This window comes from Vibrio penaeicida, from assembly GCF_019977755.1.
GTDB classification, from domain to species: domain Bacteria; phylum Pseudomonadota; class Gammaproteobacteria; order Enterobacterales; family Vibrionaceae; genus Vibrio; species Vibrio penaeicida.
The window spans coordinates 2,613,989-2,628,257 of sequence record NZ_AP025144.1 but is presented as its reverse complement, the minus strand read 5'-3'; the positions used below and the strand labels follow the sequence as shown (position 1 = coordinate 2,628,257).

Sequence of the window (14,269 nt, the reverse complement as noted above, 5' to 3'; positions counted from 1 at the left end):
GTAATTACTGTTCAATCAGGCTATCGATCAATTCGGCTTGTTCAGAGACGGTCGTGTGGGCGAAGAGGTCACTCACCTTTACTTTGAGGCTGAATTGCTTATTCAGCTCGCGCTGCAGCTTCAGCAGCAGCACCGAATTTCCGCCACATTCAAAGTACCTGTCGTCCAAATCTATCGCAGGGTTACCGAGTAGCTTGCGCCAGATGGTAAGGATAAGATCAGCGCTGTCCTCACTGGATTGTGTGTAACACTGACGTTCATTGAGATGATGATGCAGTGCCGGGACGTCAATCTTGCCATGCGGAGTGAGAGGAAACTGCGCCACTTTCACGATGTGAGTTGGGCACATGTACGCAGGAAGGATAGCGTTTAAACGGTGTCGTATCGCGAGTTCATCGAGCTGGGTTTGGCAATAAAACGTCGCTAACTCACCGTTCAATTGTGTGGTGACAGACTGCACTTGATTGTCACAAGATTGGATAGCGCGATCAATTTCGTTGAGATTAACGCGGTAGCCATTGTGCTTGACCGTATTGCCAATCCGGTGAGAGTAGACCAATTGTGCGTCAGCGTTCCACATCGCCATATCCGCGGTTTTGAAATAGCGAGTCCCGTCAATCACCTTAAAGCTTTGCTGAGTAAGGGGGTCATCGTGTAGATAGCCTTCCGAGACGCAGGGGCCGCCAATGTAGATTTCCCCGATCTGATTTGGGGTTGTGATTGCCTGGCCATGCTGGTCGACGAGCAAAAGGGTACTGTTTGATAGTGGATTGCCTAATGGGAGAGTAGCTTCCCATTGCTGGCAATGATAAGACACGTTCCACACTGAGGTTTCAGATGGCCCATAGCAGTGTACCAACTCAAAGTCATAGTCAGGAAAGTCATGTTTGATCGCATTCGACTTCAATTCCTCACCACCAAAGTAAAGTCGACGGATCGTCGGTTGGTGGATGAAGTGATTCAAGACCCCGAGATTGACAAGTGCCGTTGTGACAAAGGCCATTGTGATTTGATGCCGTTCAATCGCTTGTTTGAGTGCCGGGGCATTGAGCAGCGTTTTTTCTGGCAACAAGCACAGGGTGCCTCCATTGAGCAACATGACCCAGAGTTCAAACTGAAAGGCATCGAAGGCGATCGATGATAACTGTGGCATACAGTCAGTCGCAACGATATCACTGTGGGTATCGATAAAGCTCAAGATATTGGTGTGGCTGAGTTTGACGCCTTTGGGCTCACCTGTCGAACCGGAAGTGAAAATCACGTTCATGATCGGGCTAGGGTCAATGTGCGCTGGCACTGTGTGAAGAGGCTCAAGGAGCAGTAATGAATAGTCGAGAGTCAAGTCGACTGCCAGATCGAGGGGTTGGCGGGTAATGACAGCGCGAGATTGTGATTTATCAAGAATATATTGCTTACGCTGTTGAGGATAGGCAGTGTCTAAGCAGACATAGGTGCCGCCTGCCTTCAGTACACCCAATATCGAGACAACCAATTCAATGGAAGATGGAAAGTGGAGCACAACAAGCTGGCCGGAGAGCCCTTGACTTACCAACGACTGAGCAACCAAGGTGGCACGATGATTCAGTTGTTGGTAGGTCAATTGTTCCTGTTCACTGTTCAGCGCTACCTTATTGGGCTGAGCGGCGACGATTTGGTTAAATCTGTTGATCACTGATGACATGTTAGATCCTAGCTACTGGTTTTATTCATCATCAATTCCTTAAGTTATCTGAGCTGACGACGTTGATTGAAGTTAATTATCGGTAATTAATGTATCCGGCACGTGCGCTATAGTGTTGGGAGGCGAATCTTAGGACTCGCTGTTTGCGATTTTTATATTATTGAAATTATTAATAATTATTGAGGTTATTCTCCTCCCGAACAGTGCTCGCGCATCATCCATGCCCATAACAAAATCGTCAATGTTGCATATCAACTGGTTTGATATAGATCTCATTTTGGACGAGGGGTTAACTATTTGTCTCATCCATGAAAAAACATGGCTTGATGGCCATCGTATTGAGCAGTATGGTCGGGCTTTTATGTTCGAATTGGTGAGCTATGTATCGTGATTTTCTGAACTGTTTGGATTCTGTACCCGCGCCGAAAGCGGGAATCTCGCACATTGAACGCTATATCGCTCAGAGTGGGCGGGCGGTGTTGTCTCAATGTCATTTTGCTCTCCCTGAATGCGACCCTGAATTAGCGGCGACGCTCAATATTACTATCCCCCTATCCGTACAACGAAGCGTAGCAAAGCGCCAGGCAGAGTTTATTGCTGGAAGGTACATGGCCAGTTTAAGTATGTCGGTCTTGTCAGTGGTTGAGCAGAAGGTCTTGATTGGTTCTCATCGAGAGCCACTGTGGCCACAAGACATGACTGGGGCCATATCCCATACTGGCGCTCGTGCTGTGGCGCTGGTTGCAGAGCAGGCGGTTCACCCTTTTGTCGGTATCGATGTCGAACATTGGCTAGATGCGGTTACGGCAGCTGAGATAGAGTCGCAAATCTGTCAGGGGCGTGAATTGATGCTTTTGATCGAGCAAGGGTTGAAGCGTGAGGAAGCAACCTCGCTGATTTTTTCGGCCAAAGAGAGCTTGTTCAAAGCGACGTTTCCTTTAATAGGTCGGTATTTTGGGTTTGAAAGCGCCTGTGTCGTCGAGTTTGATAGGACCGACCAAACACTCGTTCTGGCGCTTGAGCCGTCTCTTGCACGGCACTGCTTAGGACAAAACTTATTTCGATGCGAGTGTTTTTTACAGGCGTCAACGGTGACAACTGTTATCTTAAGTTCTTCTCGTAGATAGTAGCTTTAGCGTTAACACATTATTTTCAATATCTATATATTGCCTGGGGTTTATCATCGATATCATATGTGCAGCCTAGCACGCTGACTGCTGCGCTGTTGGCAGTACACACCGAATGCAGAAGAAATTAAGCTTGTGCTAGAACAAGCTTAATTTCTAGCTGACGGTTGCTATAAGTACTTACAAATGCAAAGTTTAACCTTACGGTTTGAATACCTATGCATAACTTGTCCAATGTAAAACCAGATTGTGGCATCTTTTGATTAATAAAAGTTATCACAAAGGAATAAACTAGGTCTCTCATCTAACCAATAAATGTCCAAAAGTGAGTTAGAAATGAACTGTAGTAAAGTAACAACACTGCTTTCTTATAACGTGAAGAATTTGAAATCTATTGCTGCAATTTTATGCTAACTAATGTTGCAAAGTAGACTCTAACTGGCTGAAATGTGGTAGATGATTATGCTAACTTATATTGCAAACATCACCATTAAAAAAGCCGCTTTTTATAAGCGGCTTTTTGCTATCTAAACTTTTTCAAATCAAAGTACGTTCGCTATCAATATCTGACGTATTCTTAGTGCAAAAATAAGAACTTTGAAAATGCATTTTAGGTTATTAAGCCAGCAGTGATTCTGCTGGCTTTCATGATTGACGCGCTTAACAATGAGCGCCGCTCGGCTGGAGGGTGTAAGGTTTAGTCATTGTAAGATACACAAGAAGCATAGTTTTTTAACCGCGCTGAATGAGATCTAGTAATATTATTCACTAAATCCACAGAGTAAAACCGACTGTCTTTAGCTGGGTGATTCGTCCAGTAATCGTAAAATCCTGGCCAGCCGTAGTTTGCTGTTAGGTCGCCTAAGTGATAGACCAAGCTGTAAAGCTCATATCGATTGGGTCTTTTCCAATTGGTACGTCCCATGAATTTTAAATAGCCAAGTCCGTTACAGTATCGGTCCAGTTGACCACCTTGACCATAGTTGGAGCTCGTTGGATCGTTTTCCCAACCCCATCCATCGTAACGAAAGCGAGCAAACTCACCGTCTATTCGAGATTCCTTGTAAGTAGCGCCATAAGTGCTTCCGTAGTTGTAGCGAGAGTCATCCAGTTTGTAACCCAGTTGCTTCATCACTTCGATACTTGGTGTCGCGGTAAATAACTTGTCATCGGCTTCTCCTGAATCACCTTCGATGACTTTAAGGCAATACCCTGCGGCATTGTACCTATCGGTATCATTCACGTCTCCTCCACATGGGAGAAGCCCAGTGGTTACCGTGATTGTTATGCCATTGCTGGTCAGCCCATCGATTGTAAACCAGATCGTTGTAGTTCCCCTTTCTTTTCCAATTAGCACACCAGATTCATTTATGCTTACCACATCGTTATTGCCTATATGCCACGTTAACGGTTTGTCAATGAGAGACGAACTCGATCCGTCGCCATAAGATCCACGTGGATATAGCTGTGTCGACTGATTTTCTGGAATACTACTCATCTCAGATTTCAGCGATAAATTGTACAGCGTGCTTTTGTCGTCATATGCAAGAATAGATTCTTCAGAACTGGTTGTTTCTGATGCAGTGTCAGTGTTGGTTGATTCTTCAGATTCGGTTGTCGCTTGTTCAGTGTTATTGGCAGATTCTAACTGAGTGGAAGCTTGCTCCGTCTCATCTGTGTTTGATGCAGACTCAGTCGTTGCTTCAGAGTTGGTGGATTCTGATGTGGTCTCTGTGCTGGTTGAATCGATGGATTCAGTTGCAGCTTGCTCGGTATCACCAGAGTTTGATGCAGACTCAGTCGTTGCTTGCTCAGTGGTTGTTTCAGAATCGGTGGGTTCTGATGTGGTCGCTGTGCTGGTTGAATCGGTGGATTCAGTTGTTGTTTGCTCTGTCTCACCAGAGTTTGACTCAGACTCAGTCGTTGCTTGCTCAGCGGTCGTTCCAGAGTCGGTTGATTCTGACGTGGTCGCTGTGCTAGTTGAATCGGTGGATTCAGTTGTTGTTTGCTCTTTATTACCAGAGTTTGACCCAGACTCAGTCGTTGCTTGCTCAGTGGTTGTTTCAGAGTCGGTGGATCCTGATGTGGTCGCTGTGCTGGTTGAATCGGTGGATTCAGTTGTTGTTTGCTCTGTATCACCAGAGTTTGATTCAGACTCAGTCGTTGCTTGCTCAGTGGTTGTTTCAGAGTCGGTGGATCCTGATGTGGTCGCTGTGCTGGTTGAATCGGTGGATTCAGTTGTTGTTTGCTCTGTGTCACCAGAGTTTGACTCAGACTCTGCCGTTGCTTGCTCAGTAGTTGCTTCAGTGTCGGTGGATCCTGATGTGGTCGCTGTGCTGGTTGAATCGGCGGATTCAGTTGTCGTTTGCTCTGTGTCACCAGAGTTTGACTCAGACTCAGTCGTTGCTTGCTCAGTGGTTGTTTCAGAGTCGGTGGATCCTGATGTGGTCGCTGTGCTGGTTGAATCGGTGGATTCAGTTGTCGTTTGCTCTGTGTCACCAGAGTTTGACTCAGACTCAGTCGTTGCTTGCTCAGTGGTTGTTTCAGAGTCGGTGGATCCTGATGTGGTCGCTGTGCTAGTTGAATCGGTGGATTCAGTTGTTGTTTGCTCTGTATCACCAGAGTTTGACTCAGACTCAGCCGTTGCTTGCTCAGTGGTTGTTTCAGAGTCGGTGGATCCTGATGTGGTCGCTGTGCTGGTTGAATCGGCGGATTCAGTTGTCGTTTGCTCTGTATCACCAGAGTTTGATGCAGACTCAGTCGTTGCTTGCTCAGAGGTTGTTTCAGAATCGGTGGGTTCTGATGTGGTCGCTGTGCTGGTTGAATCGGCGGATTCAGTTGTCGTTTGCTTTGTGTCACCAGAGTTTGACTCAGACTCAGTCGTTGCTTGCTCAGTGGTTGTTTCAGAGTCGGTGGATCCTGATGTGGTCGCTGTGCTGGTTGAATCGGCGGATTCAGTTGTTGTTTGCTCTGTATCACCAGAGTTTGACTCAGACTCAGTCGTTGCTTGTTCAGTGGTCGTTTCAGAATCGGTAGATTCTGATGAGGTCTGTGTGCTGGTTGAATCGGTGGATTCGTTTTCGCTCAAGATACTGGAGTCAGTATCAGAGTCATTATCGGTGTTGGTGCCGTCAGTTGGGTGATCGACGTCTGGTTCGTTAATTTCAGTAGTGGGCTCGGATTCACTTTCGCTTGAGGTACTGGAGTTAGTATCAGAGTCACTATCGGTGTTGGTGCCGTCAGTTGGGTGATCGACGTCTGGTTCGTTAATTTCAGTAGTGGGCTCGGATTCACTTTCGCTTGAGGTACTGGAGTTAGTATCAGAGTCACTATCGGTGTTGGTGCCGTCAGTTGAGTGACCGACATCTGGCTCGTCTACTTCAGTGGTGGATTCAGATTCATTTTCGCTTGAGGTACTGGAGTCAGTATCAGAGTCACTGTCAGTGATAGTATCGTCAGTTGAGTGATCGACGTCGGGTTCGTCTACTTCAGTGGTGGATTCAGATTCGTTTTCGCTTGAGGTACTGGAGTCAGTATCAGAGTTACTGTCAGTGTTGGTGCCGTCAATTGGGTGACCCACGTCGGGTTCGTCTATTTCAGCGGTGGACTCGGATTCGCTTTCGTTAGAGCCACTTGTGTTATCAGAGATGATTGTGCTCTGGTTTGTGGTATTTTTCTCATTAGTGTTGGGCGTTTCGCCACCCTCAATAACTGCTGTTGTGCTTGCCTCCGGCAGAACAGTTACAGTTTCTTTTGGTTGTGTTGAGTTAGTACTTTGATCCAATGTAATAGCGTTTTTTGCAGGAACGGTATTCGTTTCAGAGTCTGCATTACAACCGACTAGGATGATCATTGTTAAGGGTATGAATAGTTTAAACATGCCTATAAAAATTCCTCGTAAATCTATTTTTGACTGTTATATGAGTAATGGAAATTAATTATTCATGTTAATTGAATAAGAAGTCAGTCAATTAGGAGTTACATAATCTACAGGTGAAAAATAAGTAAAATATAAACGAGTGTTTGAAGTTTTAATAACTAATTTCGAATCGATGATTTATTCTCCTCTCCGGAATGTGTGTAAAAAAGTGTGCTAAATTGTAATTATTGTAAAATGCTAACATTTTAATTATAAATGTGTCAAAAAGGCGCTTGGAAAACATACTATTTAGTATTTAAATAAAACCTTATAAAATAAGTGGTTAGGTGTTTTGAGGATTACCGTGTTTTAATGGCTGAGTTATTTATTTTCTTTTAAAACAATTACATATAATTTTTCTGAACTTATTTTCCATTGTGTATGAAGTGGGTTTTTGAGAATGGTTATGTGACTGTGGTGATTGTGAGGCTATTTTTCTTTTATATTGAAATTATGTTTTAAATATGCTTTCAATAATTAAATTATTAACTATAAGAGCTTTTTTTGGTTATTTTTGAGCTTAAAAGGAAGGGTTTTGGTAGAGTGTTAACAATATAAATTTACAGGTCAGTGCTTTATTTATTTTCATAGAGCTAAAAAAAACCAGTTCTGAGGAGGTTAGAACTGGTTATATGTATTACCAATTATGAGGGCAATGAGTACAATCCTGCATATTCGCATCTTGAAAAATGGCATAGTGCTTTCGGGAACCTGTCATATCGACATCCTTTAAGTTAGCACCATAAAACTTCGCTTCTTGAAGGTTCGAATTCCTCATGTTGGACTTAAAAAAGTCCGTTTTTGTCGCCCATACCATTTCTAAATTTGCGGCTTCCAATATGGCTCCATGAAAAGTCGCTTTGGAAACACGGGCAAATTCAAGGTTTGCCCCTGTAAGATCGGCACCATTGAAAGAAGCGACTTGAGCAAACATCGCCCAGCCTTTTATCGCTTTCATTTTGGCTCTATCAAACTTAGCAACCCTTGCATTGGCGTGACGAAGATCGGTTCTAAACAGCTTTGCTTCAGTAAAATCTGCTTTCTTTAAATTAGAATTTTTTAAAATGGAATGGCTTAGGTTTGCACCTCTAAAATTAGAACGCTGAAAATCAGCACCAGTGAGTTCCAAGTTGGATAAATCTTGACCGCTAAAGTCCATCTCCGCGCATTGAGTATAAGGCTTCATTTCACAACCATTGATTGTAGGGAACGAGAGCTCTTCAGCAATTGAAAATGGTGCACTTAACAGAACAAGCGAATATAAGGAAATACGCATATTTTCCTCTACTTTCGATTGGCTTATTAATATAGAGTACATATCAGTTAGCCCAATCCGGTATTTCGAAAACCCAAAAGCTCCCTCCTTGAGGCACTGGTTTAGTCAATTCCGCCATATCTCCTCCCCACAAAGGAACAGCACCCCCATAGCCAGACGCAACACCGATATATTGCTTGCCGTTTAGTGTCCACGTCACAGGGCAAGAGATGATGCCGGAGCCCGTTTGGAACTTCCAAAGCTCCTGACCTGTTTTAGCGTTAAAAGCTTTTAGGTAGCCATCGCCAGTACCGGTAAATACCAAATTGCCTTTAGTCGCTAACACGCCCGCCCAAAGTGGCAGCGGTTCTTTATGCTCCCATTTGATACCTCCGGTGATGGGATCCATCGCCCGTAATATACCCACATGGTCATCGTACATTTTCTTGATCCGAAATCCTTGGCCTAGATAAGCAGCGCCTTTCTTGTAAGTGACATGCTCAGTCCAGTAGTCTTCTTTCCAATGATTACCTGGAACATAAAACCATCCAGTATCTTGACTGTACGCCATAGGATTCCAGTTTTTACCACCCAGAAACGGAGGGGAGACTTCAATGGCTTTACCTTGTCTTTCTCCTTGTGCGGGTTTTGGAGGGCGCTGCCCCTCAACTTCCGCAGGTCGTCCTGTGTTATCGATATGGGTGGCCCATGTGATGTTGTCCACAAAAGGAAAGGCGCGAATAAAGCCGCCATCTTCGCGGTCTATAACATAGAAAAAGCCATTTCTGTCAGCGTGAGCGGTTGCTTTGACTGTTTTCTCTTCTTCTTGGTACTCGAATAAAATCAATTCGTTATTACCAGAAAAGTCCCATGCATCGTTCGGAGTATGTTGATAAAACCATTTCACTTCGCCAGTTGTAGGGTCGACGCCAACCTGACCAGACGTGTATAGGTTATCGTAATCACGAGGGTTTCCGCCTTCTGATGTGCGTTTCCACGTATTCCATGGTGCTGGGTTGCCTGCGCCTATGATAATGGTGTTGGTATCTATGTCATAGCTGGCACTTTGCCAAGGTGCCCCGCCACCATGATGCCATGCCTCAACGAGGTTGCCGTCTTTATCTCGTGGCCAAGAAGGGGCATTAGCATCACCTGTTGGTGTGCTTTCCTTACCGTTTAGTCTACCCATATGTCCTTCGACAAAAGGTCGCATCCAGATCTCTTTACCAGTATTAGGATCACGCGCATAAAGTTTCCCAACAACGCCAAATTCGTCACCTGACGAGCCATGAATAAGAAGAACTTGACCTGTCTTACTGTCTTTGACTATCGTTGGTGCACCGGTCATCGTGTAACCTGCTTTGTAGTCTTCAAACCGGACTTTCCAGACCACTTTGCCACTCTTTCTATTCAAAGCGACCATGCCTGCATCTAACGTACCGAAAAAGACATTGTCACCAAAAATAGCGGCACCTCGATTGACTACGTCACAACAAGGTCGTATTCCTTCAGGAAGCCGATGTGCGTAGCTCCAAAGCTTTTTACCCGTTTCAGCATCTAATGCAAATATCCGCGAATAGGAGGCAGTAACGTAAATGATCCCATCGTACACCAATGCCTGTGTTTCTTGCCCTCGTTGCTTTTCATCGCCAAAAGAGAAAGACCAGGCGGGAGTGAGTTTGCTCACGTTTCCTACGTGAATGTCGGTTAAAGGGCTATACCGTTGCGCTTTGGGTCCCATGCCATACATCAACACGTTTTCAGGTGTGACTGCGTCATTTGCAATGTCTTGCCAAGTGACTCCTACCGCCGTCATGGGAAGTGTTAAAAAAAAGCAAAATAATAAACTGTATCTCAGAGAGCGTATTTTGGACCTGACACCTGTGAGCCAGCCGTATAACGTTCTCATTAACCTATTTAGTTGCATAATAAACCTCGTGTTTATCGCCAATTGTGGTATCTATCAAAGGGAGGGGTTGCCTCCTAAGCATTGATACATATAGGGGGCAAGTTGAATATTGTGCGCCTACCACAACTCGCACGAAATCCGACGGTAGAAGTGCTTTTCTCATCCCTTAGTCTTAATAACTAAGTCGGGTTTGAGCCATTTTGATCAGAAATGTGGGTTTGTTCACAATGATAATTATTAGCATTGGAGGTGTGTATGCGGCACGCAATGACTGTGCTAGCATTATATTTCCATGTTTTTAGTGTGGGCAATAGGTGTTGTAAGTTGTTGGCTAATGTCCTCCTAAACGAACAGTTTTCTGGGTGACAATATGTGTAACTTAGACAAGGATGTTGTTGGTTGCGGTAATGAAAAAGGTAATGGGAATGACTGCCTCGTTAGGTCCGACTTTTCTGTATTTATAGAGCCGGAAAACGGACGAATTCAGACGGCGATCATTTATTGCGAAGGTCATTTTGGAGATGATATATGCCATCTCGCCAACGGGCTTATTGTTGCGAGTGCGCATTTTGAAGTGCTTGCGGTTATTGACAGCACAAAGGCGGGACAAGATAGTGGTGTAGTGCTATTTGGTGTGGCAAATGGCATTCCAATATGCCGAGATCTGACGACTGCACTCCTGTACTCGGACAATACCCCAGATTTTCTAGTGTTCGGTTGGTATGCCTCGGGTAAGGTTATCAGTGAACAGGAAAGGCAAGTAATATTAACGGCTATTGAATACGGCATTCATATCATTCATGGCGGGTACGATACTCTCAATCAAGATCCGGTCATTACCGCAGCATGTAAAAAATACGATGTTCAAATAAGAGACTGGAGTTTTTTGCATTCGGGTGAACCTTTTCATCGATTTACCAATAAAATAAAAGAGGTTTCCGCCCCACGTATTGTCATCATGGGAGATGATTCGGCAATCAGTCGCCTCTCAACCGCGAATACGTTAGCAAAAGTATTGACTGAGTATGGCTTGAACGTTACGAAAATTGCAACGAGTCAAGTGGGGCTAACACATGGCACTTTCTACGGTGCTGCGCTTGAATTTGTTCCCCCTAAGTTTTACGCCGGAGAACTTGAGAGCGTCATTTTAAAAGCTTACGTTGCTGAGCGCCCAGATCTCTTTATCGTGGAAGGGCACGGAATGTTTCGAGCTCCCTCTTTTTATACTAGCGCTGCCATTATCTGCGGTGCTAACCCGAGTGCCATCATTCTTAACCATACTCCTAAGCCAGCTCCAAGATGTGGTCTCCATCCGGTACCAGATTATGGGTTGTATGATGAAATACAGTTAATCGAAATGTATTCAAAATCTCATGTCATTCTAGTGACGCTGAACACACAAGGTCTTTCGACCAAACAGCGGCAATCCGCCATGAGCGATCTAGCGGTGAAAAGTGGCCGCCCAGTATCCGATTTGTTTGCGCAATCAGACGAACTTCTCCTTGAATGTGTTCTCACGACATTTCCGTACCTGAGGCGATGAAAATGGGTGACGAAACAAATGGGTCACAAAATCGAAAGCAAAAGAAAGGGACACCGATATTACGTCGGTATCGTGGTAATAGCCTACCTCTGTTATATAAAGTTATTCTTATTTATGGGGTAACACTATTGGTCTTAGTTTCCTTAGGGAGGTATTTTGTAGCAGAGCGAGGGCAGGACACTCAAGATTCGTTACCCGTATTAGATTTGAAAGTCTCGTTGGCTGGGAAAATGGCGACAAATCGTGCTCGACTTCAGTTGATGAAAAGTAAGTTGATAGCGGTTGAGTGGCGCGCTCACAATCGGCGATATCAGACTTTGTTAGACCAGATAGACGAAAAAATTGATTATTACGACATGAGTATTGATGAAATCAAAAACATAAACGTCCTAGGTTCCTACACACCAGAGGAAATGAAGGCGCTGCGGGCTGCGTTAAATGAATCACTTCGCTCCGAAGTGGAATATGAAGATATTCTGAATGAATACCAAATGCTGGTGTTAAAACTCATGTTGAATGTCGATAGATAAAAGAATGAAAACCACATTTTGAACTAGCCGCGCTGTTAGGTTTTTATTCTCAATCTTAGCTGCCTCATCCCAATCATTCCCCCACCTCTCCTGACAGGTTTTGTCGGGGTTGTATGACACCATTAACCTTCCGTTCTCTTACAGAAAAGGAAGGTTCATATGATTCAGGGAAGCTGTTGCTGTGGAACCATTAAATTTGTACTTCACTCGAAACCGAAGTTTCTTGGTATTTGCCATTGCAGCCGATGCCGAAAATTAGGTGCATCAGAGTTCTTTATGGTTGAAAAAGCGAGTTTTGAATGGGTATCTGGCAGGGATGAAGTGGTTGAGTATGCCCCTGAGCCTCCTTTCATTTTCAAGCGATGTTTTTGTAAAAAGTGTGGTTCGAGCCTTGGCGAGGTTTTGTCGGATGAGTCGGAATTCCCTGTTGTAGCAAATGTCTTGGATTCCGATCCTAATCTTAAGGTTCTGTTCCATGAGCATGCCGCCACCAGACCGTCATGGCAGCTCATTCATAGTGGCGCAAAAGTGTTTGAAGCCGATCCTCATTAAAACATCACTCTCAACAAACTCGCTTTTAAATTTTCCTTAAAACTAAGAGCCACAAAACATCGAGAGGCAACTGCGAATTGAAAAGCTTTGCCACTGTGATTTGAAAGATCTTGAGCTGATTAGAAAGGAAATTTGTATCCGGACGAATAGTGATATTTCACTTAGTAGTGAAATATTCTGACACATATTTGAAGAGCAGTTTTTGATAGCAAGGTTGTGATCGATTTTTAGTGTGATGAACTGGTCGGATTTGATTTTTAAATTGTGACAATGAAGCAACAGTAAAGAATTAGAGAGTGCGTGATTTATCCATTTTTATTACATATGTGCTTAATTGTATAAAAAATGGAAATAATTATGATAAATGCAGTTCTCATGTCGGCATTGGCAACTTCATTCTTACCTATTGGGCAGGTTGAAGATATCGCTCAGGCAGCGCCAGTTCCGCAGCAGCTTAATGCCAGTGCTTTTGCGACTGGTTCAACTGAAGCAGCCTATAAACCTGTTTGTCAGACCATTCAACTCGATGCTTCCTACAATGCCACATTGAATACTGGTAGCGGCGTTTGTGTTCACTTCTCGGTCGCTGAGCCTACCAAGATCACCAGCATTATGAACCAGCTGGATGATGTGACGGATGCTTCATTAAAGCTTTATCACCATATTAATGGTCAGTTTAAACAAGTTGGAACTGAATCTGTTGTGGCAGGAAAGGGGAGCGAAGTTCTACACAGCTTGAACCAAGCTGGCGAGTATTATTGGCAAATTACCGTTGCTAAAGCAACCAACGATGCCATTTTGTTCGGATCCATTACGACGAAGCATTTTGATGAACACGAAATCAACGACACGTTCGAAACCTCTACACCATTTTCTGAAGGATGGCACAGCGTAACCGCTAACATGGATACAGGAATTGATGCCGACTACTACTTGTATGAAGCAACCAGTACCGATGGTGTTAAGCTATTCCTTGATGATCAATTGGCACCAAATAGCTGGAAACTCGAAGTATTACGTGTGAATTCTCCAACGTGGGTGGAATACCAAGGTGGGGTAGAACACTTAATTTTAGGGCTAGCAAACCAAGAGCGTATGTTAGTGCGTGTTACAGCCAATGCATCTGCCGCGGCAACAACCGAATCGTATGCCTTATCTGTGGGTGCACCTGAGGTGGTTTCTCCTAACTACAAATACGCACCAGGTACTTTCTCCGGCAGTGTTAGCCTGCAAGGTCGCGTTAACAAAACTACGTACTTCAATGCTGCAACACCATACGATACGTTGAAGTCGTTTGTTATCATGCCACGTTCCAACATAAGCTCGGCTCTTAACTGCCGTATTCGACTGTATGATGCAACCAATAAACAAATTGGTGTTTACGGATGCGAACGCTCTCAGCAAGTGAACTTTGAAGAAACCAATGATTTTAAGAAGCCGATTCGTGCTCGTTTAGAAATGTACCATGCGGATTTCGCGAATCGCGGTACGGTTTACTACAACATCGGTCTGAACGCTTCATTTAATTACATTGCGGATTTAGACGGCGATGGCATGTCTCAAGCCTTTGAAAATCAACATGGCTTGAATGATCTGTCGGCACTTGATGCAGCTTTGGATACAGACAGCGACGGCGCGACTAACCTGCAAGAATATCAAGCAGGAACCGATCCAACCAATGCGATAAGCAAGCCTTAGTTTTACGTTCTAATTCTGAAACTATCATGCTGTGAAGCCCTACCTTAGCGTAGGG

At 44.3% G+C, this 14,269-nt stretch carries 9 protein-coding genes; 5 read left to right on the top strand and 4 right to left on the bottom strand.

Annotated features, from left to right (window positions below; genetic code table 11):
* Positions 1-4: 4 nt before the first annotated feature.
* Positions 5-1,681 (bottom strand): non-ribosomal peptide synthetase, encoded by a 1,677-nt coding sequence (locus tag LDO37_RS11635; protein ID WP_004746586.1) that lies wholly within the window; start codon positions 1,679-1,681, stop codon positions 5-7.
* A 380-nt stretch (positions 1,682-2,061) separates the two neighbouring features.
* Here LDO37_RS11635 and LDO37_RS11630 point away from each other — a divergent pair, with 380 nt between their 5' ends.
* The gene (locus LDO37_RS11630; protein WP_158217698.1) at positions 2,062-2,808 is read left to right on the top strand and encodes a 4'-phosphopantetheinyl transferase family protein; all 747 of its coding nucleotides are present in this window, start codon (positions 2,062-2,064) and stop codon (positions 2,806-2,808) included.
* Positions 2,809-3,505: 697 nt separating this feature from the next.
* Here the strand turns inward: LDO37_RS11630 and LDO37_RS11625 are convergent.
* From LDO37_RS11625 to LDO37_RS11615, 3 genes are all read right to left on the bottom strand, one after another.
* Positions 3,506-6,688, bottom strand: coding sequence for a DUF1566 domain-containing protein (locus LDO37_RS11625; protein WP_224055204.1), 3,183 nt, complete (start codon positions 6,686-6,688; stop codon positions 3,506-3,508).
* A gap of 676 nt (positions 6,689-7,364) precedes the next feature.
* A complete protein-coding gene (locus tag LDO37_RS11620; RefSeq protein WP_126609721.1) occupies positions 7,365-8,003 on the bottom strand; it encodes a pentapeptide repeat-containing protein in 639 nt (212 codons plus the stop codon).
* A gap of 43 nt (positions 8,004-8,046) precedes the next feature.
* Positions 8,047-9,798 carry a methanol/ethanol family PQQ-dependent dehydrogenase gene (locus LDO37_RS11615; protein WP_126609720.1) on the bottom strand — a complete coding sequence of 584 codons (1,752 nt, stop codon included), beginning with the start codon at positions 9,796-9,798 and terminating at the stop codon, positions 8,047-8,049.
* A 463-nt stretch (positions 9,799-10,261) separates the two neighbouring features.
* On the opposite strand from LDO37_RS11615, the gene LDO37_RS11610 reads away from it, so the two are divergent.
* The 4 genes from LDO37_RS11610 (at position 10,262) to LDO37_RS11595 (ending at position 14,214) form a co-directional block, all read left to right on the top strand.
* Positions 10,262-11,434, top strand: a complete 1,173-nt coding sequence (locus LDO37_RS11610) for a DUF1611 domain-containing protein (protein ID WP_126609719.1) — start codon at positions 10,262-10,264, stop codon at positions 11,432-11,434.
* 2 nt (positions 11,435-11,436) lie between these two features.
* Positions 11,437-11,964: a hypothetical protein gene (locus LDO37_RS11605; protein ID WP_126609718.1), complete on the top strand. Its 528-nt coding sequence runs from the start codon at positions 11,437-11,439 to the stop codon at positions 11,962-11,964.
* 159 nt (positions 11,965-12,123) lie between these two features.
* Entirely contained in the window at positions 12,124-12,516 is a 393-nt protein-coding gene (locus LDO37_RS11600) for a GFA family protein (RefSeq protein ID WP_126609717.1), read from the top strand.
* Between the two features lie 357 nt (positions 12,517-12,873).
* Positions 12,874-14,214 (top strand): thrombospondin type 3 repeat-containing protein, encoded by a 1,341-nt coding sequence (locus tag LDO37_RS11595; RefSeq protein WP_224055203.1) that lies wholly within the window; start codon positions 12,874-12,876, stop codon positions 14,212-14,214.
* Positions 14,215-14,269: the final 55 nt, after the last annotated feature.

What these genes read in the sequence shown, in the direction of transcription:
- LDO37_RS11635 (WP_004746586.1), bottom strand. Translation starts at nt 1,681, where the DNA reads ATGTCATCAGTGATCAACAGATTTAACCAAATCGTCGCCGCTCAGCCC.
- LDO37_RS11630 (WP_158217698.1), top strand. Translation starts at nt 2,062, where the DNA reads ATGTATCGTGATTTTCTGAACTGTTTGGATTCTGTACCCGCGCCGAAA.
- LDO37_RS11625 (WP_224055204.1), bottom strand. Translation starts at nt 6,688, where the DNA reads ATGTTTAAACTATTCATACCCTTAACAATGATCATCCTAGTCGGTTGT.
- LDO37_RS11620 (WP_126609721.1), bottom strand. Translation starts at nt 8,003, where the DNA reads ATGCGTATTTCCTTATATTCGCTTGTTCTGTTAAGTGCACCATTTTCA.
- LDO37_RS11615 (WP_126609720.1), bottom strand. Translation starts at nt 9,798, where the DNA reads ATGACGGCGGTAGGAGTCACTTGGCAAGACATTGCAAATGACGCAGTC.
- LDO37_RS11610 (WP_126609719.1), top strand. Translation starts at nt 10,262, where the DNA reads ATGTGTAACTTAGACAAGGATGTTGTTGGTTGCGGTAATGAAAAAGGT.
- LDO37_RS11605 (WP_126609718.1), top strand. Translation starts at nt 11,437, where the DNA reads ATGGGTGACGAAACAAATGGGTCACAAAATCGAAAGCAAAAGAAAGGG.
- LDO37_RS11600 (WP_126609717.1), top strand. Translation starts at nt 12,124, where the DNA reads ATGATTCAGGGAAGCTGTTGCTGTGGAACCATTAAATTTGTACTTCAC.
- LDO37_RS11595 (WP_224055203.1), top strand. Translation starts at nt 12,874, where the DNA reads ATGATAAATGCAGTTCTCATGTCGGCATTGGCAACTTCATTCTTACCT.